Source organism: Kocuria massiliensis (assembly GCF_900169715.1).
GTDB classification, from domain to species: domain Bacteria; phylum Actinomycetota; class Actinomycetes; order Actinomycetales; family Micrococcaceae; genus Rothia; species Rothia massiliensis.
This window is the reverse complement of the sequence record NZ_LT835159.1, coordinates 189,119-208,631: the sequence shown is the minus strand read 5'-3', so window position 1 is coordinate 208,631 and position 19,513 is coordinate 189,119. Positions and strand designations below refer to the sequence as shown.

Sequence of the window (19,513 nt, the reverse complement as noted above, 5' to 3'; positions counted from 1 at the left end):
GGGAACGCTCAGCTCCGCCCGATCCCGTCGAGTGAGCAATTCTCGCGTTGCATTGTGGACGGTCGCTTGGATACGAGCGCTTCGCCCTCCGGGTCGAGGTCCAGTTTTCGGGGCCACCCTGCCTCCTCCGTCGTCGTGGTCGACGAGGACCATTTTTCCACGAGTTGCCGCACCGTACCCAGCAACCACCGGTCCGACTCTGGAGGGCCCACCACTTGGAGACCAATCGGCATACCCTCGGCGTCACACCCGAAGGGGATAGTCAGGGCGGGGAGGCCAGTGATATTTGCGGGTACGCACCACCGCACCAGTGCATCCGTCACCGACTCGACCGCCCCGTCGGGCCAACGGATTTCCCCCTCACCTCGATATGGGGCGACCACAGGAGTGGTGGGCAAGACGAGCACGTCCACAGAGTTGAAGAGCTCGACCCAAAGCCGCCGCATCTCCTCTCGCCACCGGAGGGCGTGGAGGTAATCCGTAGCCGGGATGGTATGGCCGCCGTCGAGCAGGGAACGGGTTTCCTCCCCCAAGAGTGAACGATCCTCGGGACTGAGAAACGCATGCTCAGCACTGGCTTCCGGGCCCATAATTCCGTAGTGGATCGCCGGAACCTTATCCCAGAGGGGAAGTTCGACCTTCTGACTCGTTGCACCAGCGCCGTCGCCAACGCGCAGAAACTCAGAAAGAGCGGATGCGATGTCGGGCTGAACGTGGCTCTCCCGAGTCAATGGCGGATACCCCATAGTCAACCCATGTGACGACGCCACCGGCACATCGCTCCCCGAGTCCAAGACGCTAAATACCCCCTCGAGTCCATCCCAAGTCGAGGCGATGACGCCAAGGTGGTCGAGAGTCGGCGACAGTGGGGTCACGCCGTCCAACGCAAGACGTCCATGAGTCGGCTTGAAGCCGAGAACTCCATTGAGGGCGGCCGGAACTCGCACCGATCCGCCCGTATCGGTTCCCAACGCCACCTCGGCAGAGCCGTTGGCTACCGCGACTGCTGCACCGCCGCTCGAGCCACCAGCAATTCGATCCGGTCGAAAGGCATGGGTGGTCTGCGGTGTGATGAGCCCGTAGGCAAATTCGTGGGTTTCGGTCTTGCCGAGAATATTGGCACCCTCGCGCTTGAGCTTCTGCACCGATGACGCATCCTTCGAGGGATGGCGCGGAGGTACCTCCGAGCCGTTGCGGGTCGGGAACCCTGCGACGTCGATAATGTCTTTGACGCCGACGGTCCAGCCCGCCAATTCCCCTGGTGAATCGCCATGTCGGACGGCTTCTTCCAAGCGATCCGACCGCTTCTCCGCAGCATCATAGTCAGTTGCAGCCCAGGCATGGACCCGATTTTCGTGCCGTTCCCAGGCATCTCTGGCTCTCAGGAATCTGGCACGAGGACCCGGCCTGGATGACCTCATCGAGCTCTCGCCGAAGCGCCCCTCATTGTTTGAGGACGTGTTCTCCAACCCCTCATCGCTCCGTACACCAGAGACGACATCCTGCATGTACTGAGCAACCTGTTCGCGCGCCTCCACTATGACACTCCCGCCTCGAGCCGTTGATCGTTGACGTTATGGAGTCTATGCACTTACAGTTTCTTAACGCAAAGATTTTGCTTTAAGGGGATGGAAGTTATGAACCGTTGGACCGTCGGAGACGTCTCAATCCACCGAGTTGAGGAAACTCAACTTCCAGCAGAGATCGGCCGGTGGCTGCTGCCCAACGTGGACCCCCAATCCATTTCCGTTAATGGGCATCAAACGCGCACGGGAGGCATAGCATCCGGCACGCATTCCTTCGCCATGACGTCACAGGGGCGCAAGATCGTCGTCGACACTGGCATCGGCAACGCCAAAACACGCGACAATCCCGCGTGGGACCGCCTCGAGACCCCATATATCGAACGCCTCACGGCCGCCGGTTTCGCCCCCGAGACGGTGGATTTGGTCCTCCTCACTCACCTACATGCCGACCACGTCGGGTGGAACACAACGTGGTCTGACGGGGAATGGGTGCCCACCTTTTCGAGGGCAACGTACTTAATGAGCCACGCTGAGCGGGAGTACTGGAGTACAACTGACGTGGAAGCGGCCCGAGCCGTGATGATTGACGATTCGGTGAAGCCGCTGGAAGAGCGAGACATGCTCTCAACGCCACGGATACCACCCGAGGGTCTCGACATCACATCCGAGGTGCGACTGATCCCCACCCCCGGACATACGCCGGGTCATCTTTCCGTCCTGATTCACTCTGAAGGCCAACAGGCCATCATCTCCGGGGACGCCCTCCATCACTCGATCCAGCTCGAACACCCCGAGATAAACGCCAGCGTTGACATCAATGCCGACCAGGCGGCATCGACCCGCTTCAAGCTCCTCACCTGGGCAGCCGAGGAACAGATTCTCCTTCTGGGATCGCATTTTCCGGCACCTTCAGGCGGGTATGTCCGAGCCGAGGGAAAGAAGTTCCGCTTCGATCCACGGGGTTAAGGCGTATCGACCCAAGCCTCCGCCGGGACGACGCACCGAGCCCCGCCCGCTTATTGCCGCAGCCGCTCCGACGCCGTCTCCCGAATAGCCTCCGTGATGGTGTGCAGGGCGGGGGAATCGATCGTCCAACGTTGCCAATACAACGGGAGATCTATCGGCTCATCGACCAGCGGAATCAGCGAGCCATCGGCCAGTGCGTCCGCCGCCTGAAGATCAGGCACGGCACCCCACCCCATTCCGAGGAGCACGGCCCGATAGTACTGAGTTGACGAGGGAATATAGATTCGCGGCGCATCCTGTTGTGGGCGCAGTCCGTACGCCTCGGCCAGATGCACGGCCATGTCTTCGAGCATCACGTCTTTACGGTCAAACTGAATCAAGGGGGCCAACCGCAACTGCTCCTCGCTCATGGCGCCTCCCCTTTTCTCAAGACCAGGGAAGTAATGACGCACGTAATCGGGAGCGGCGGCAATCACGTACCGCGTCGACCCTAGGAGCTCAACCGAGCATCCCTGGACGGGCTGTGGGTCCACCGTGAGCGCTCCCATCACTCCGCCAGAACGTAAGAGACCCGAGGAATGTCGCTCATCTTCCCGGCGCACTTCACAGTAAATACGCTCCTCACGAGGGATTTTTGCGAGCGCATCCAGAAGCCACGTGGCCAAGGAGTCCGAATTCGCTGCGATGGACAGACGACGCGCTCGATCCTCGCCGGCAAGCTCCCTCTCCGATTCGACCGTCAGCAACTCAATTTGTTGGGCCAACCGAAGCACGGCACGGCCCGGATCCGTCGGCTCCACAGGATTGGATCGCCGCAACAGAATTTGGCCGCAAGACTGCTCCATCGCCTTAATCCGCTGCGACACCGCCGACGCCGAGACCCTCAGCACGAGCGCCGCTTCCTCGAAGGTCTGTTCCTCCACCACGGTCGCAAAGGTCCTCAACTGTTCGGCGGTAAATCTCCTCATGCGCCTATCATAAGTTCAGCTTAGGTATCCTTAAATAGTTTAGCTGTACTGTATTCAGCGAACGCCCTAGCTTGGAGTCATGACCGTCGATTTCTCCCTCATCCTTCTGGGCCTGGGCACCACTCTTGCCCTCATCACGGCCATCGGTGCCCAAAACGCTTTCCTCCTGAAACAGGGGATTATGGGTCGCCCCATGCTGCCGCTCATCATTTTTTGCATCCTCGCAGACACGCTCCTCTACACCGCGGGCATCGGCGGCATGGGATACATCGTCGAAAGGGCGCCCTGGGTGCAGACCATCCTGCTCTGGGGTGGGGTGATCTTTATGACCGCCTACGGTGCCATGGCGGCAAAACGGGCCATCTGGCCGAGCGGCGAAGCCCTCGTGGTGACCGCCGAAGACGCCGTCGGCCCCAACGCGAGCCTCCCGGAGGTGGCCGACGACGAGGCGAGCGAGACTCATACGGGCGGTGTCGGCGTCGCGGTTCGGAAACACACCTCCACCAAGAAGCAGACCAAACAACCAACGGTCATGGCGCTTCTCATGACCTGCGCGGCCATGACCTTCCTCAACCCTCACACGTATCTCGACACCATGGTGTTGATCGGCTCGATCGGCAACCAGCAGGGAGAGACCGGCCGTTGGATTTTTCTCATCGGGGCCGTTCTCGGATCAACCGTGTGGTTCTTCGCCCTCGGTCTGGGATCTCGGCTCCTGCGCCCGCTTTTTGCCCGCCCAGGAACGTGGCGAATTCTTGACGGGATCATCGCCCTCATTATGTTCTTCCTAGCGGGGCACCTGATCCTCGGTTAGGCCGACATGACGGCGATCTGCGGGCCACAAAACCCTAGAAATTAGGGTTCACTATATTTATATTTAACCTGTCCTCATTTAAAATCTGGAAAGGTTTCTTGTGGCATCGCCCGTCTCGCACCTCAAACCCATCACACTGGCCTGTGGAGCCGTTCTCTTGGGATCGCTCGCGCTCCCCGCCGCCCCCGCTCTCGCGGATCAGGTTCCGGCACCCACCGCGCCTCTATCCGTCGGCTCAGGGCAGAGCAACGCAGCAGCCCAGTCCTTGCATTGGGGCTTTCGTCCGTCTTTCATCTCCTACGTCGGCGGTCACCGCGCCGTGGGTGAGGGAGTCACCGAGCACGATCATGTGTACAGCTTCCCCCAGGAATCCGTCACCGGTGATTCCCACCGTCTCGAGATTCGTGGACGCGGGTTCGTGCAGTTCACGAGCCATTGCAACGCCCCAGAGGACGTCAGCAGTTGCGCCCTCAACCTGACCTTTGCCAACCCCAAACTCGTCATCGATAGTAACGGCGAATCCACACTGTCCTTCACCGTGACCACCCGGAACTACCAGTCCGGAAAAACTGAAGGCCCCCACGAAGTGGTGATGGCAAAGCTCGGGCTCAAAGGTGCCACCCAGTCCACCGACGCCGGCATCGTGTCCGTAAAGAACGTGGAGGCCACCCTGACCCGCGCCGGCGCGCACGCGTTCTCTGACTTCTACAACGAGGGCGCCCCGTTGGCACCACTCTCCTTCAGCTACGCGGGCCAGCCCCTCGACCTCGCGGCCTCTCCCTTCTTGGTGGGTGCGTCCTGGGATTCGGGGGCTGACGTCTCCGCCGTGAACCGCGTCGTCGTCCTTAAGAACACGGTGGTGCACGCTACCGGCCAAAAGTTCGGCGACGCACCCTTGCGGCTCACCTCCGTGGATCATCAGAGCATGCAGGCAACCTCGTCGCTCGAGGTTCCCTCATCCTCCGGATTCCCCCTGGCCGCCGACCGTGCCGGCGGAGTCCTGTATGCGTACAATTCCGCAAGCAGCGCGGTCGAAAAGATCGGGCTTGATGCCTCAGGGCACCTCACACATCTCGGCGCCCTCAGCGCCCTGGACACCGCCGGTGAAACACCGCTCGCCATGGGGTACAACCCCATGAACCAGAAGGTGGCCCTCCTCAGCGTTGGCCCCAAAGGCGCGGCATCCCTCTTCGTGATCTCGCAGGATGGCACCGTCGAGAAGCATCAGCTCCCGCGGCCCGAGGTGGTTTCACCTCGCTTGGCAGAGTTGAGCAAGAACGGCACAACCCTGGATTCCGGCAGCTACTACGGGGATCGCTACACTCGCTTCGCTCGCTCCCTGGTGGCCCTGAACGACGGAACCTTCCTCTACGCTCCAGGCTCCAGCACGTACGACGCCGAAGGCAACGTCGTCCACAGGGGCCGCCTGCTACATTTCGCCCCGGGAGCCAATCCGGTCACGGAAGTTGCCGAAAGCACGCCGGCGGATGATGCTGGCGTCGATCTAAGGGGTCTGACGTCGGACGGTCAGACCATCCTTCGCTGGAACTCGATGTACGGCAGCTACGCCAAAACACAGCGTCTTGCCTACGACAACGGCGCCTTCTCGGTGGTCCGGCCGGTGGGCGCACCCTCCGGCGAGGCGGGTGAGATTGCCGAGATGTTCTTCGACGGAGACCAGGTCGTTACGGTCGATGCGATGCATAGCCAGCTGGTCTGGTCCACGCCTGACGGACAGGTCCTCTCCACTCTCAGCGTGCCGAATATGGGCAAGACGAATCGCGAGAATCTGGTGGCGGCCCGGCTGGATAACGGCGACCTCATCGTCCCCACGATGATCGAGGACAAGGAATACAACAGCATCCTCCACCTCACCAAGGTGGTGAATCAGACCCCAGCGCCCGCGCCAGAGCCCGAGCCCAAACCCTCTCTGGAACCCGAGGTGAAGCCGACGCCGGACGCGAAGCCAACGCCTGACATCACCCCAGAACCAAAGCCCGAGCCCACACCGGATGCCACCCCGACGCCCACATCGGAACCTGAGGTGAAACACTCCACGGGTCCCACACCGGATGCGACGCCGACGCCGGATCCGAAGCCCACCCCGGAGGAGAACCCCACGCCATCCGTGACGCCCGCTCCCGAGCCAAGCCCCGCTCCCGCGGAGACCGTGGTGCCTGCCGTGGTGCACAGCGCACCGACGCCGTCGCCCAAGCCGCCCACTCCCGCCCCGAAGAACAAAGCGCCTCAGGAGGAGAAGCCGGCGCCGGTCAACGCAGCGGTCGAAGCTCCTGAGCCAGCCCCCGAACCGACCCCCAATGCACGGGCTCTCGCGGCAGAAAAATTGGCGCGAACGGGTGCGGCGAGTATCGATATGTACCTCGCGACGGCGGTCGCCGCCGTGGTCGGTGGCATCCTGCTCTCCCACAAGGCCCGGTACATCGGCCGTCACGCCAAACGGAACAACCTGAGGTGACGCCCGTGGCGCGCCGTCCCGCGGAGGGCCGGCGCGCCACATCGTCGTGAGAGCTTCCGCGGCTCGTCACGGGATGTTCAACTCCGCGTAGTGTCCACGCGTTTACCGTGGATCGATGAGGAATCCGTTGCGGCGGGTTCTCCCACGGTCGAAGGACGCTGAGTATGAGAATCGCAATTTTCGGGTCCGGTTACGTCGGTCTGGTGACCGGTGCATGTTTGGCCGACGGCGGCCACCACGTCACGTGCATCGACGTCGATCCACGACGCGTCGAATCCCTTCAAGCAGGGATCTGCCCCATTTGGGAACCTGGCTTGGACGAGATGATCCGGACCAACGCGAACCAGGGCCGACTCGAGTTCACCACTTCCGCCGCGGACGGTTTGGCCGAGGCGCGGGTCGCCTTCATCGCCGTCGGCACCCCTCAAAGCTCGGATGGATCCGCGGACCTTCGCTACGTCGATTCAGTGGCCCGCGACGTCGGACGTCTCGTTGACCACCAACTCCTCGTGGTCGATAAATCCACCGTTCCGGTCGGCACCGCGGATCGAGTGCAGAACATCATCAACGCGGGCCTGGCCCATCGCGGCGTCGACCACCGCGTCACGGTCTGCTCCAACCCGGAATTCTTGAAGGAAGGGGCGGCGATCCAGGACTTCAAGCACGGAGAACGGATCGTCATCGGCACTTCCTCCGCACTGGACGAACGCACCATGCGTGACGTCTACGAACCGTTCAATCGGCAACACGAGAAGATCCTCGCGATGGACATCGCCTCGGCCGAGATGACCAAGTACGCCGCCAACGCGATGCTGGCAACCAAGATCAGCTTCATGAACGAAATCGCGGCCATCGCCGAAGCCACCGGCGCGGACATCGAAAAAATCCGTGTGGGCATCGGCTCGGACTCACGGATCGGCTACAAATTCCTCTACGCCGGAGCCGGTTACGGTGGCTCGTGCTTCCCCAAGGATGTCGCGGCCCTCGCCCACACCGCGCGCACCACGGGATGCCAGCCGCGCATCCTTGAAGCCGTGGACGGCGTCAACAACCACCAGAAATCCGCGATGTTCCACAAACTCACCGAAGCCATGCCCCACATGGCCGGCGCGACCGTGGCCGTCTGGGGGCTGTCCTTCAAGCCCAAGACCGACGACGTTCGCGAAGCGCCCTCCCTCTCCCTCGTGCGCTCCTTGATCGAAGCCGGCGCCAACGTCCGGGCCTACGACCCCGTTGCTGCGGAGACCTTCCGGGCAGCCCTCGGCGACGACGCGGCAGCCATCACCTTCGCCGACAGTAGTTTTGACGCCCTCGCCGGTGCCGACGCCCTCGCGATCTGCACCGAATGGGAAGAATTCCGAGTCTTCGATGCCGACCTCCTGGCCTCCCGCATGAAGGGACGAGTCATCGTCGACGGCAGGAATCTCTACGAGCCCGCACGAGTCGCCGAGGCAGGATTCAGCTACTCCTCCATTGGTCGACGGACCGCCGTCCCCGGCATGCCCTTCGACCCGGTCGTGCCTGCCAGCCACGGCCCGTCCCCACGCCCGGCAGCATCGCCACTCCCCTCGGAGCTGCCCGCCGGGTAACCTCAAGCGGTACAGGGTGAGTGAGCGCCCCGTCGTGACTCGGATTCACAATCGAGTCACATTCAGAGACGGGGCGTAAGAATCCGACTCACCGTGAGGCCACTCCGTCGGCCGATCTATCGTGACCGTGAAGGCATACCTTGCGCGCGCACGGAGCACCGCTGAAAGGACGATCGATGACTCAGGCGAGTCCAGAGAACCAGGACACGATCACCGAAATTTTCAAGGAAATTTTCGGACACCACCCGGCAGGCGTAGCGATCATCACCGCGGACAGCGATCAAGGCCCGGTTGGGCTCACGGCGTCATCGGTTTCCTCCATTTCGGCGGACCCGGCAATCCTTGGCTTTTCCCTGGCCGCCCGACGAGGTTCCGCGGCGTATATCGCGGATGCAAAAACATTCTTGGTGCACCTTTTGGATGCCGAAAACGTCGAGCTCGCCAAGGTTTTCGCGACCCACGGGGCCCCTCGATTTGGGGACGCCATGAACTGGAAGACTCTTCCGACCGGCGAGCCGTTGCTCACCGATGTCAGCCGGGTTTTGCGCTGCCGCACCCTTACTCAGGCCCAAGCAGGACCGGCCCTCGTCTTCACGGCGGAGGTCCTCGAAGCCTCGCGCAACGAGGACCCGGGAACCCCCTTGGTGTACCACCGCAGGGCCTTCCACTCACTGGGTGATCACTCGTACATGATCTAAAGACTACTTTCGAGTCCAATATAAAAATTGGACCATCCTGCTTAACTTCTTGAAATAAAGAGGCCCTGCACCAATCGCCCCCACTACCTTTGACTTGGCTGGGTTGTCGAGACACAAAGTGCGGCAATCCGTTGCAGCGTGATGAGACCCCCATAGACCATCCGCTCAAAAGCCTCGGAGTTCACTGGCGGCATCCATCCCCCCAAATCGATGCGGTCTCGTGCGCGGCAACCCAGCTCTTTCGCGTTTCACGTCGTCGTGTTGACCGACCTAAGGAACAAACGAATGCCGCACGTAGGCTCCGACTAGGCTGGTGACATGGGCGACTATCAGGAATCCACGACACTGAACAGCAACTCGACGAACCGTGAGGCCCCCGCCTCCCTGGAGACGATCTACGATCTCCTGCGCCACGACTCGATCAGCGAAACTTCCAACCTCCGGCTCATCGAGTACCTAGAGGCGGCCTTCGCTCGCTTCGACATCCCGACCCACCGGACCTATTCCGACGACGGCGAGCGCGCCAACCTTTTCGCTACGATCCCGGCAGCCGACGGATCCACCTCTGGCGGCGTCGTCCTCTCGGGTCACACGGACGTGGTGCCGGTCGAGGGCCAACCGTGGGACACCGACCCCTTCGAGCCAACCATCCGCGACGGCAAGCTATACGCCCGGGGCGCGGCCGACATGAAATCCTTCATCGGCGTGGCCCTGTGGATGTTGCCGCGCTTCGTCGAAACCGATCTTCGCGAGCCCATCCACTATGCATTCACGTACGACGAAGAGCTCGGATGTCTCGGCGCACCCCGAATGATCGAGGAATTCACCTCCCGGGGCATCCGTCCTCGATACGCCATCGTCGGTGAGCCGACGCTGATGAATATCGTGGTGGCGCATAAGGCTCCGCAACGAGGGCGGCTCACCTTCCGCGGCGTCCCCAAACACTCCTCGCTGGCGCCTCAGGGCATCAACGCCGTGCGATACGCCGGCGAATTCATCCACTTCTTCAACCAGCTCACGGATGACCTGCGCGAGAACGGCCCGCACGTGGAAGGCTTCAACATCCCGTACACCACGGGTGGGGTTAATCTGGCGCGCGGAGGATCGGCGTACAACATTGTCGCGGACCGGTGCGTCTTGGAATACGATTTCCGGATCGTTCCGGAGACTTCCCCGGAAGAGCTTGCTGAGACCATTCGCGAGTATCTGCGCAACGAGATCGAACCGAAGCTCCGCTCCGACGTCGAGCGAGTGCGTGGCCTCGGCGGAGCGGATGAGAAGGCCCTCTCGCAGGTCGGCGTCGATTTCGAGATTCTCGCCAAGGTGCCGGCGCTCCAGACCGATCTGCAAGATCCCATCGTCGCCTTCGCTCAGGAGCTGGGAGCGGTCCTCGACGGCGGCGGCGAATCCACACACGTTTCCTACGGGACGGAAGGCGGCCAATACTTCTCGGCGGGTATTCCCGCCATCGTTTGCGGCCCAGGGTCTATCGCACAGGCCCACACGGAAAACGAGTGGGTCGAACTGACCCAGATCGATGCCTGTGAGAAATTCGTGGCGACTCTTCTCAAGAAGACCGCCGTAGACCACTAACTAGGACCAGACGAACCTCTGCGGCGAGCGCGTCACGATGACGAGGCGAGGCGCCGAGGCGGATTCGAACCGAGACACAATGAGGAGTTGGACATGCCCCGGAAACGGCGCACGGACGACGAACAAGCCCGCAAGAGCATCATCGACACTGCCCGAGAGATCTTTGCGCGGAGCGGGTTCCACAACACCACCATGGACGAGATCGCCGACGGCGCGAAGCTCTCCAAGCCATTCCTCTATCGCTATTTCAAGAGCAAGGACGACCTCTACCTCAGCGTCGTCGAGAACTGCACCGAGCAATTCCTGGACAAGGCTCTCACCCCTCTGCGCGCGGGCGACCTCACATCCTACGAACGGACCGAGCAAACCATCAGGGTGCTCACCGAACTCGTGGTCACGCAACCAGATGCCTACAAGCTGCTCTTCGAATCCGACATGCTGAAGTGGCCCGACGTCGCCCAACGTGTTAATTCGCTCCGCGACGGACTCGTAGATACCCTCACCGACGTGTTGCGCGAGGAATCTCGATTCACGGACCTTGCCTCGTGCCGTCTCTGCGCCCACGCCATCATGAGCGCGGTCCTGGAAGCGGTGAAGATCATCGGCGCCGCCGAGACCGAAGAGGAGCAGACGAAACTCAGCGAAGTGCTCATTCGATTCGCGTGGGGCGGCGTGCTCAACATGGACGAGCACCTGAAGTAGACCACCCTGTGACAGACGACGGCCCCGGCACTCACCAGAGCGCCGGGGCCGCACCGTTCTGAGGAGGGATTCAGGCAGACAGGTCGTACACGGTCGAACCTCCTACCGTCTTGGCCTGATAATGAGCGGCAACCCACTCCTGGATTGCTGAGGACGACGAGCTTCCGCCCGGCGCGCCTCCGCCGCCACCCATGCCACCGGCCACGAAGTACTTGATGTCCCCGTTTTGGACCATGGTCTTGAACTGATCCAGCGTGGGGTACGGATCCGATCCCATCCACCCACCGATGTCCAGGACTTCGGTGTCAGAGGCCAGCATCTGGTCGGCCGCTCCCGTAGCGCCAATGGTCGCCGCGGAGTACTTGGTCCCGGCGTTCTTCAGCAGCTGGGTCAGTTCGGCGTTCGTCTCGCCGCCGCCCTTTTGGCTTGCGTCCCCGCTTCCGCCTGGCGCGGTGCCCATTCCTCCAGGTCCGCCCATTCCACCTTGTGTGGAGGCTACCGCGGGACCCGAGGTGGGGATCGAACCGGAGTGGGCGTTACCTGCCGTGGCCACGCCCCACGAGGTGGCCCCCAGCCCGCCGAAGATCAACGCGGCCAAGGCCAGGATCACGCCACCTTTGCGAAGGCCGCGCACCCCAATCTCGTCGAGACGAGCCATCCAGGCGACAGCGGTCAGCGATCCGCCAATCAGCATGATCCACCGGACCCACGGCAACCAATCGGGTGCCTGCCGCTGCATGAGAGCGAATCCCCACACCACTGTGGCGAGCAGGCTGATGCTCAGTACCCACCGAACCGATGAATGAGCTCGACCCTTCCAGAGTTCCACCGCGCCGATGCCGATGAGTGCTCCGATGGCCGGGGTCAGCACCACCACGTAGTACGGATGGATCGTGCCCTCCATGAACGAGAAGATTCCGGCGTTGACTACAAGCCAGCCGCCCCACAGGATGAGAGCCGCGCGCGTGAGATCCGTGCGGCGGGCGAACCGGGTGAACCAGAGGCCCGCGATCATCATGATGACGGCCGCGGGAATGAGCCAGGAAATCTCCGAGCCAAAGCCCGAGTTGAACATGCGCAGCACTCCCGTGGTGCCACCAAAACCGGTACCACCGCCACCCGGTGCGCCTCCCATCGCGGCGCCTGCGGCGTCGGTGGCCGTTCCTCCAGCTTCTGGCGCAGCAGCGGAGCCGCCCGGTTCAGAGGCGCCCCCACCGGATTGTCCGAGGATTCGCGCGAGACCGTTGTAGCCCATCACCAATTCCCAGAAAGAGTTTCCGTTGGTTCCCGCCATGTACGGCCGGGATCCTTCGGGCCACAGGGCGAAGACCGTTGCGTACAAGCCCACGGGAAGGCACACACCGATCCCGGCGATGACGACGTCGCGAATCTTGCGAAGCCATCCGGCCTGCGCCGCGACCGCGAAAGCCACCACGAGGGCCGGGATCGTCATGAATCCCTGCAACATCTTGACCAGGAAGGCCAGACCAATCACGAGTCCCGCGGCGAACATCCACCACCCAGATCGGGAACGCCCCGTCTGTCCGGACTGAATCGCGCGGATCGTGAAATAGGCGCCCAATACGAGGCACAAGGTGAGCATGGCATCGGGGTTATTGAAGCGGAACATCATCACGGCAACCGGAGTGACGGCCATCGTGGTGCCCGCAATCAACCCCGCGACCGTGCCGTTGGTTCGCCGCACCGCGAGATACAGGAACCAGACGGCCGCGATGCCCATCACGGCTTGAGGAAAGAGGACCGTGAAGGAATTGAAACCGAAAATTCGTGCCAACAGCGCGGGAATCCAGTATGCGGCCGGCGGCTTATCCACCGTGATGCCGTTATTGGCATCGAGTGAGCCAAAGAGCATCGCCGTCCACGACGAGCTTCCGGCCCGAACGGTCGCGGCATAGAAAGAGTTTCCGTACTGAGAGATGGTCAGATTCCAGAGATAAAGTACCGCGGTACCGATCATCATCAGCGCCACCGCGGGCCGTGCCCAGCGGGGGTCGCCGTCCCGTGGTGTGAAGAGTGCCCACCGACGGGAGGTTCGAGTGCGATGCGTCATGGTGTTCGGAGGCTCCTGGGATTGGGGTTTGGTCACGAGGTGGGGTGCAGTCGTTGGGGCGCTCATGCATGATCCTTCGGATTGAAAACCCACCACCGGAAGAGCAGGAATTTCATGAGCGTTGCGGCGAGGTTCGCCACGATCAGTGCGGCCGTTTCCAGGGGAACGCTTGGAGTGCCAACACGGTGCAGGCCCCATAGGGCACCTGCGGTCAGGCCCCAGCCCAGGCCAAACACCACCAACCCCTGAACGTGATGCCCCAGCGCGCCCTGTCGTCCGGTCACACCGAAGGTGAAGAACCGATTCACGGCGGTATTGGCCACGGCCGTCACGAGGAGGGCCACAAAATTGGCCCACTGCGCATCCGCTACCTGTCGAAACGCCCAAAAGATCACCAAGTAGGCCAGGGTGGAGCAGACGCCCACGGCCCCGAACCGGACCACCTGGGAAAACAGCCCATTCGTCTGCCCCGCGATGGTGCCCCTGCCGAGCTCTTCGCGCAAGGCCGAGACTGGTATGCGCCCGGTGGCCATCGCGACCGAGAGCCTAATCATCCCTTTGACGTCGTCGATCGCGGTCCCCACGACGTCGACCGAGCTGTTCGGATCATCGGTCCAGTCCACCGGCACTTCGGCGAGGCGCAGACCCACTTTCTCGGCGAGAACCAACATCTCGGTGTCGAAGAACCATGCGGCGTCGTCGGTGTGGGGGATGAGACGCCGGGCGACGTCGGCCCGAATCGCCTTGAAGCCACACTGCGCGTCGGAAAAATGCGCCCCGAGGAATGTTCGCAACATGAGGTTGTAACTACGAGAAATGAATTCCCGCTTTGCCCCTCGGACCACACGCGACCCTCGGGCCAACCGTGTGCCGATCGCTAGGTCGGAGTGGCCAGTGAGCAAAGGGGCGATCAACGGGTGGAGGGCCGCGAGGTCGGTTGAGAGATCCACGTCCATGTACACGAGGATCGACGCCGCGGGATTCGACCACACCGAGCGGAGGGCGTTGCCGCGGCCCTTACGATCCAGGTGGACGACCCGCACCGGCGGAATTTCGCGGGCAAGACGCTCCGCGATCACCAGCGTCCTATCCGTGGAGGCGTTATCGGCGATCGTCACCGAATAGGAATACGGGCTGTGTTCGGCAAGGTATCCGGACAAACGGCGAATGCACGCCTCGAGGTCGGACTCTTCGTTAAAGACCGGAATGGTCACGTCCAGAACCGTCGTGGCGGCGTCGACGTCGATGGGATCGCGCCCGATATCCGTCACTCTGGATGCCGCCGGAAGGCCGGGGTTCGCCTCATGACCCGGCTGCTCGCCGGGATGTGACAGGTGGGCGCCTCGCTCGGCGGTCGTGGTGTTGTGCCTGGGTGAAGTAGTCATGACCACCACGGTCGTTGAGCCATTTTTGTGGGCCATTTGGCCTGGCTGTGGTGGGGCTGTGAGAGTAAATTTTCGGAATCTAGGGCACTCAGCGGCCGGACAAAGAGAAGAGGCCCGTGTTTGGGGGAACCACAACCACAAACACGGGCCTCTTCGACCCCGAGCGTACCTTAAGAAACTGAAAGCTTCTTAGGCCCTAGGGAGAGGGCTCGGGGGGTCTGAACGTACCGACGCGGCAACCGGTCGGTACACGTTTTGTCAACGACACCATCATTTTATCGCACCCTGGCGCAGATCGCATCGTTCGTCGTCAAATTTACACGTTTCCTCACGGGTATTTCCACCCGGTGACATCTTTGCCTACTCGGAGGTTCCACCCGGCGGTGTACCTCCCGCCTCGCCTGTGGGAGGAGCCTCCCCGTTTTGCCCGGTCATTCCGCCTTCACCGGGTTGTGGCGCCTGTCCGTTCTCCCCGGATTGGCCTCCGGGCGCCGAGGTTGAACCGTTCTGACCCGAACCGTTCTCACCACCCTCCGCTGTCCCAGGTGACTGACCTTCCGTTCCAGTCTGCCCGGAACCTTGCTGGGGTGAGGTCTGCCCCATCCCATGGCTCGCGTCGGTTCCGCTGGTCGACGAGCCGGTTGAGGAGAGCCCAAAGGCCGCGCCCGTCGCGGTTCCGGTCACGGCGACGGCGAGTGCCGCCGTGGCCAACGTCTTCTTGGTCGTCCATCGATCGGGCCGTGGTTCCCGGTGTTCATTCCATTCGGAGGCGGGCGCACCCCACACCGGCCCTTGGCCTACGGTGGCGGATGGATACGGTGTGTGCCGCGTGATGCGCGCGGTGCGTGGATGGCGGTGGGATCCGCCCGTTGGAGTGGGATCGTGGTCGGTCATCGAAGGTCCTTTCGTCAATCTCAAGGCTCCGGAAAGTGGTGTGGCACTTTCCGAGGGTGGAGCACCCGATGTTCTTTCGAGCCTGGTTCGCGCACTTATGTGTGCGCTGTGACCTTTCGCAGATAGGGCTGTGACCTGGCCGTTTTGGGCCTCTCAGCCCTCGAAATCCCACGTAAAACCACTAGTCTGTGAAACATGAGCCACCCGTCGAGCACGTCAACCCCCGCCGAAATCGCCAAGAACCTCCCCGTTTTGGAGCATCCAGACGGTAGCCCCATCCGAGCCATCGTCGTCGATGACGAGGTCATGTTGGCGGAACTCATCAGCGTGGGTCTGCGCATGATCGGCTGGGAAGTCCAGCACGCCGGCGATGGTCCGAGCGCCCTTGAGGCAGCACGGCGTCTCAATCCGGACGTCTTGGTCCTGGACATCATGATGCCTGGCTTCGACGGCATCGAACTCTTGGGGCGAATCCGCCAGTTCTTGCCCGAGGTCCCGTGTCTCTTCCTCACCGCGAAGGACGCCGTGGACGACCGCATCCAAGGCCTCGCTGCAGGGGCCGACGACTACGTGACCAAACCGTTCTCCATGGAAGAGGTCATGATCCGCCTGCACCGCCTCGTGCAGCGCTCAGGTATCGCCGTCGCCGACGACGCCGAACTCGTCGTCGGCGACCTCGTCCTCAACCAAGACACCCGCGAAGTAACCCGTGCCGGCGAAGAAATTCAACTGACCGCGACGCAATTCGAGCTTCTTCGGTATCTCATGGAGAACCCGCGTCGCGTCGTCTCCAAGTCACAGATTCTCGACAACGTGTGGAATTACGATTTCGGCGGACAGGCGAACATTGTGGAGCTCTACATCTCCTACCTCCGCAAGAAAATCGACGTCGGCCGCGAACCCATGATTCACACGGTCCGTGGCGCCGGATATGTGATCAAGCCCGTCGCCTGATGAGTCCGTCCACGCGAGAGGAACACCATCCTTCGCCAGCCTGGCACCCCGCCGGATGGCGTCTGCGGACTCGGTTGATCGTGCTTCTGATGCTTTTCCTCGGGCTCGCCTGCCTGGCTATTGGCCTAGTGAGTTACGGGGCCATGAATGCCACGTTGAAGGGCCAGCTGCACGGTCAGCTCTCCGAGGCGTCGCACCGAGCCACGAGCTTTTCGGGGACAAGACCCGGCCAGGGCACGGGGGCAAACGCCGGAACCCCGCCCAATCCCCTGAACGCGCCAGGTCAAGCCGCAGGCACGCTCAACGCCCGCTTCTCAACTCAGGGGTTCCTTTCGGGAGGAATCTTGGACTCCGGCGGGGAGATTCAGAACCTGACATCGGAAGACCAAAGCGCCCTGCGCGCGATTCGGCCTGGTGAGGAAAAGGACGTCGACCTGACCAGCGGGGACTACCTCGTGGTGGCCGAAACCGATCCCACCGGGCAGATCGTCGTGACCGGTCTGCCGCTGAAGGGAGTGCATCACACGCTCAAATCCCTCGTCGCGATTATGGCGGGAGTTTCAGGGACGTCCTTGGTGTTGGCCGGCATCATGGGCTCGGCGGCCATTCGACGCACGATGAAGCCCCTCGAGCGTGTGTCGGCGGTCGCGACCAGCGTATCGAGACTCGACCTCGAGTCCGGTCAGCTCCCGGCGGCCAGCCGAGTCAGCCCCCGAGACGCCCGAAGTGATACCGAAGTTGGCGCCGTCGGCCACGCCTTCAACCAGATGCTCGACAACGTGGGGTCGGCGCTCACCGCCCGCCAGAAGTCTGAGGACCACATGCGGGAATTCGTGGGGAACGCCTCGCACGAACTCAGGACTCCCCTGGCCTCAATTCGGGGATATTCCGACCTCCTTAAGTGGACCGAGAACTTCACCGACGAGGGCCGCACGTCCCTCGAGAGGATCGATTCGCAGTCGCAACGTATGGCCGCGCTCGTGGACGACCTCTTGTTACTGGCCCGGCTCGATGAGGGACGCGAACCTGCTTGGGAAACCGTGGATTTGACGGAGTTGGTCGTGGAAAACGTCGCGGACATCCAGGTCGCCGCGCCTCTCCACGAATGGCGCCTGGAGTTGCCCGCGGAGCCAATCACGCTGCGCGCGGACCCGCGACAGGTCCAGCAGATTCTCCTGAACCTGCTCTCCAATGCACGCAAACACACGGAGGAGGGGACCCGGGTCACGACGGCACTGAGCCCCTCGGCCAATGGGCACGACGCCGTCCTCACCGTGACCGATAACGGCCCGGGCATTGACCCGAATTTTCAGGACAAAATATTTGGCCGTTTCGCCCGAGCCGATCAGGCTCGATCCGGTGGAGAAGGCACCACGGGCCTCGGACTGGCCATCGTTAAAGCCCTCGTCGAAGCGCACGGCGGGACCATCGGACTGACCTCGCGCCCCGGTCACACGGAATTTGAGGTCCGGCTACCCCTCGCCTCTTCCGTCGAATGAGGGTGGCCCACATGGAGCCGGGCCCTCCGATCGGCAGGGTTTAGCCCTGTGCGGTCGGCTTCATACCGGTGATGTACATGGCCTGACCGAGATGCTCCAAGGCATCCTCGGAGACGCTCACGAGGCGCGCACCCCGCGTTACCGGCGGGTCCCAGTTCTCGTCGACGACGTCGTCCAGATCCGCCTCGGTCAGCGTGCCGATGTACTCCAGCTCCGCGGCGATCACGGCGTCGAGGTGTTCGAACAACAACTCAACATCATCGACGACGATCGAGCGGGCACGTTCCGGGTTATGCCCGTATCCAAGCTCGTGAGGTTCCAATTCCAGGCCAAAGCGTTCGTCGAAGCCCTGAGCGGTCCACACCGTCTCACGGCCGGACAGCTCGCTGACCTGTTCGTCGATCTCGCGGCCGGTATGCCACAGCAACCAGGCCATCGAGTTGTCGTGATCCCCCGGGTGCTCGTTGAGCATCTCCGGGGTCGCATGTTCTTTGAGCCGTGCGGCCGATTCGGAGGGCCTCTTGGCCAGGTCAGTAAGCAGTGAAATCGCGTCCATGACTTCGACGATACGCTTCAGTCCGGCGTCGGTCACCCATCGAGCAAGGGGGCCAGAAAAAGTGAGATTCTGTGGCCAAAAATACCGAGTTTTGCCTTGTCGGAAGCCTAATGCCCGCGTAAAGTCAGTTTCGCTCGAGCGGCGTGTTGGCTCAAGAGCCGTTCGGGGGTGACCCCGGGCAGAGTTCTTGTACGCGACACCTGCCCGGGCACAGGGTCGGCTCGGAATCTTCTGATTACTGAGCCGGCCCCGCCCTTTTTAAAGAGACCTTCTGTGCACTCTACGGCGAGGCTCCTCGGTGAGTGTTATGACAAAGCGGGGCGGCCCAGAAGGGCCGCCCCGCTTTTCTCACGAGTCGTCGTGACTCACGGCTCATCGTGAGTCCGTCGCATGACTACGCGCGGTTCTTATTGCGACCGAAGATCAGGCCCCAAATGAACAGCACGATGAGTGATCCGACGAGCGCCAGGATCCACGTGGTGAGAGAAAAGAAGCCGTTTCCCTGAACGTGGAACAACACTTTGCCAAGCCAACCACCCAGCAAACCTCCGACGATACCGAGAATCATGGTGACGATGATCCCGCCACCCTGACGGCCCGGCATGATGAGCTTTGCCAACGCTCCAACAACGAGTCCGATGATAATCCAGCTAAAAATATTCATGGTCAATTCCCTTTCAAAAGGTGTGAATGAATTTTCCGTGTTGGCTCAGAACAAATTGTACCCAGCATGACCCACCTGGTCACACGGAATCACGGATTTCAATTTTAATATTTTTGTAGCCTCCGTCACGGCGTTTCCCCGGCAATCTGCCGCTGGTT

16 protein-coding genes are annotated in these 19,513 nt (G+C 62.1%); 9 read left to right on the top strand and 7 right to left on the bottom strand.

Translation table 11 applies throughout. From position 1 onward, the window contains the following. Positions 1 to 8: 8 nt before the first annotated feature. Positions 9 to 1,421: an amidase gene (locus B9Y51_RS11270; RefSeq protein WP_245826016.1), complete on the bottom strand. Its 1,413-nt coding sequence runs from the start codon at positions 1,419 to 1,421 to the stop codon at positions 9 to 11. A gap of 216 nt (positions 1,422 to 1,637) precedes the next feature. Between B9Y51_RS11270 and B9Y51_RS01180 the strand changes: the two genes are divergently transcribed. Then, positions 1,638 to 2,492 (top strand): MBL fold metallo-hydrolase, encoded by an 855-nt coding sequence (locus B9Y51_RS01180; protein ID WP_218189189.1) that lies wholly within the window; start codon positions 1,638 to 1,640, stop codon positions 2,490 to 2,492. Between the two features lie 50 nt (positions 2,493 to 2,542). On the opposite strand, the gene B9Y51_RS01175 is transcribed toward B9Y51_RS01180, so the two are convergent. Further along, the gene (locus B9Y51_RS01175) at positions 2,543 to 3,460 is read right to left on the bottom strand and encodes an ArgP/LysG family DNA-binding transcriptional regulator (protein WP_048682271.1); all 918 of its coding nucleotides are present in this window, start codon (positions 3,458 to 3,460) and stop codon (positions 2,543 to 2,545) included. 79 nt (positions 3,461 to 3,539) lie between these two features. On the opposite strand from B9Y51_RS01175, the gene B9Y51_RS01170 reads away from it, so the two are divergent. The 6 genes from B9Y51_RS01170 to B9Y51_RS01145 all read left to right on the top strand — a co-directional run bounded on the left by B9Y51_RS01170 (position 3,540) and on the right by B9Y51_RS01145 (position 11,332). Further along, positions 3,540 to 4,274: a LysE/ArgO family amino acid transporter gene (locus B9Y51_RS01170; protein ID WP_085528507.1), complete on the top strand. Its 735-nt coding sequence runs from the start codon at positions 3,540 to 3,542 to the stop codon at positions 4,272 to 4,274. A 100-nt stretch (positions 4,275 to 4,374) separates the two neighbouring features. Further along, the gene (locus B9Y51_RS01165) at positions 4,375 to 6,750 is read left to right on the top strand and encodes an HtaA domain-containing protein (protein ID WP_085528506.1); all 2,376 of its coding nucleotides are present in this window, start codon (positions 4,375 to 4,377) and stop codon (positions 6,748 to 6,750) included. A 164-nt stretch (positions 6,751 to 6,914) separates the two neighbouring features. Continuing rightward, positions 6,915 to 8,339, top strand: a complete 1,425-nt coding sequence (locus tag B9Y51_RS01160; protein ID WP_085528505.1) for a UDP-glucose dehydrogenase family protein — start codon at positions 6,915 to 6,917, stop codon at positions 8,337 to 8,339. 176 nt (positions 8,340 to 8,515) lie between these two features. Then, positions 8,516 to 9,037: a flavin reductase family protein gene (locus tag B9Y51_RS01155; protein ID WP_085528504.1), complete on the top strand. Its 522-nt coding sequence runs from the start codon at positions 8,516 to 8,518 to the stop codon at positions 9,035 to 9,037. A 318-nt stretch (positions 9,038 to 9,355) separates the two neighbouring features. Then, positions 9,356 to 10,630, top strand: a complete 1,275-nt coding sequence (gene argE / locus B9Y51_RS01150; RefSeq protein ID WP_085528503.1) for an acetylornithine deacetylase — start codon at positions 9,356 to 9,358, stop codon at positions 10,628 to 10,630. Between the two features lie 93 nt (positions 10,631 to 10,723). Then, a complete protein-coding gene (locus tag B9Y51_RS01145) occupies positions 10,724 to 11,332 on the top strand; it encodes a TetR/AcrR family transcriptional regulator (RefSeq protein WP_048682285.1) in 609 nt (202 codons plus the stop codon). Between the two features lie 70 nt (positions 11,333 to 11,402). Here the strand turns inward: B9Y51_RS01145 and B9Y51_RS01140 are convergent, their stop codons facing one another. The 3 genes from B9Y51_RS01140 to B9Y51_RS01130 all read right to left on the bottom strand — a co-directional run bounded on the left by B9Y51_RS01140 (position 11,403) and on the right by B9Y51_RS01130 (position 15,682). Beyond that, entirely contained in the window at positions 11,403 to 13,469 is a 2,067-nt protein-coding gene (locus B9Y51_RS01140; protein ID WP_085528502.1) for a glycosyltransferase family 39 protein, read from the bottom strand. Further along, positions 13,466 to 14,788, bottom strand: a complete 1,323-nt coding sequence (locus B9Y51_RS01135; protein WP_085528563.1) for a bifunctional glycosyltransferase family 2/GtrA family protein — start codon at positions 14,786 to 14,788, stop codon at positions 13,466 to 13,468. Before B9Y51_RS01135 ends, B9Y51_RS01140 begins: the two co-directional genes overlap by 4 nt. Before the next feature lie 360 nt (positions 14,789 to 15,148). Next, positions 15,149 to 15,682: a hypothetical protein gene (locus B9Y51_RS01130; RefSeq protein ID WP_048682291.1), complete on the bottom strand. Its 534-nt coding sequence runs from the start codon at positions 15,680 to 15,682 to the stop codon at positions 15,149 to 15,151. Between the two features lie 195 nt (positions 15,683 to 15,877). On the opposite strand from B9Y51_RS01130, the gene B9Y51_RS01125 reads away from it, so the two are divergent. Both B9Y51_RS01125 and B9Y51_RS01120 read left to right on the top strand, forming a co-directional pair. Then, positions 15,878 to 16,636 carry a response regulator transcription factor gene (locus B9Y51_RS01125; RefSeq protein ID WP_048682293.1) on the top strand — a complete coding sequence of 253 codons (759 nt, stop codon included), beginning with the start codon at positions 15,878 to 15,880 and terminating at the stop codon, positions 16,634 to 16,636. Then, positions 16,636 to 18,135, top strand: a complete 1,500-nt coding sequence (locus B9Y51_RS01120; RefSeq protein WP_085528501.1) for a sensor histidine kinase — start codon at positions 16,636 to 16,638, stop codon at positions 18,133 to 18,135. The genes B9Y51_RS01125 and B9Y51_RS01120 overlap by 1 nt, the downstream gene beginning before the upstream one ends. Positions 18,136 to 18,175: 40 nt before the next feature. Here the strand turns inward: B9Y51_RS01120 and B9Y51_RS01115 are convergent, their stop codons facing one another. Next, positions 18,176 to 18,691, bottom strand: coding sequence for a mycothiol transferase (locus B9Y51_RS01115; RefSeq protein ID WP_085528562.1), 516 nt, complete (start codon positions 18,689 to 18,691; stop codon positions 18,176 to 18,178). 394 nt (positions 18,692 to 19,085) lie between these two features. Continuing rightward, positions 19,086 to 19,355, bottom strand: a complete 270-nt coding sequence (locus B9Y51_RS01110) for a GlsB/YeaQ/YmgE family stress response membrane protein (RefSeq protein ID WP_048682299.1) — start codon at positions 19,353 to 19,355, stop codon at positions 19,086 to 19,088. Positions 19,356 to 19,513 lie beyond the last annotated feature (158 nt).

Excerpts from the sequence above, each read along its gene's own strand:
- B9Y51_RS11270 (WP_245826016.1), bottom strand. The coding sequence starts at position 1,421 with ATGAGGTCATCCAGGCCGGGTCCTCGTGCCAGATTCCTGAGAGCCAGA.
- B9Y51_RS01180 (WP_218189189.1), top strand. The coding sequence starts at position 1,638 with ATGAACCGTTGGACCGTCGGAGACGTCTCAATCCACCGAGTTGAGGAA.
- B9Y51_RS01175 (WP_048682271.1), bottom strand. The coding sequence starts at position 3,460 with ATGAGGAGATTTACCGCCGAACAGTTGAGGACCTTTGCGACCGTGGTG.
- B9Y51_RS01170 (WP_085528507.1), top strand. The coding sequence starts at position 3,540 with ATGACCGTCGATTTCTCCCTCATCCTTCTGGGCCTGGGCACCACTCTT.
- B9Y51_RS01160 (WP_085528505.1), top strand. The coding sequence starts at position 6,915 with ATGAGAATCGCAATTTTCGGGTCCGGTTACGTCGGTCTGGTGACCGGT.
- B9Y51_RS01155 (WP_085528504.1), top strand. The coding sequence starts at position 8,516 with ATGACTCAGGCGAGTCCAGAGAACCAGGACACGATCACCGAAATTTTC.
- argE (WP_085528503.1), top strand. The coding sequence starts at position 9,356 with ATGGGCGACTATCAGGAATCCACGACACTGAACAGCAACTCGACGAAC.
- B9Y51_RS01145 (WP_048682285.1), top strand. The coding sequence starts at position 10,724 with ATGCCCCGGAAACGGCGCACGGACGACGAACAAGCCCGCAAGAGCATC.
- B9Y51_RS01140 (WP_085528502.1), bottom strand. The coding sequence starts at position 13,469 with ATGAGCGCCCCAACGACTGCACCCCACCTCGTGACCAAACCCCAATCC.
- B9Y51_RS01135 (WP_085528563.1), bottom strand. The coding sequence starts at position 14,788 with ATGACTACTTCACCCAGGCACAACACCACGACCGCCGAGCGAGGCGCC.
- B9Y51_RS01130 (WP_048682291.1), bottom strand. The coding sequence starts at position 15,682 with ATGACCGACCACGATCCCACTCCAACGGGCGGATCCCACCGCCATCCA.
- B9Y51_RS01125 (WP_048682293.1), top strand. The coding sequence starts at position 15,878 with ATGAGCCACCCGTCGAGCACGTCAACCCCCGCCGAAATCGCCAAGAAC.
- B9Y51_RS01120 (WP_085528501.1), top strand. The coding sequence starts at position 16,636 with ATGAGTCCGTCCACGCGAGAGGAACACCATCCTTCGCCAGCCTGGCAC.
- B9Y51_RS01115 (WP_085528562.1), bottom strand. The coding sequence starts at position 18,691 with ATGGACGCGATTTCACTGCTTACTGACCTGGCCAAGAGGCCCTCCGAA.
- B9Y51_RS01110 (WP_048682299.1), bottom strand. The coding sequence starts at position 19,355 with ATGAATATTTTTAGCTGGATTATCATCGGACTCGTTGTTGGAGCGTTG.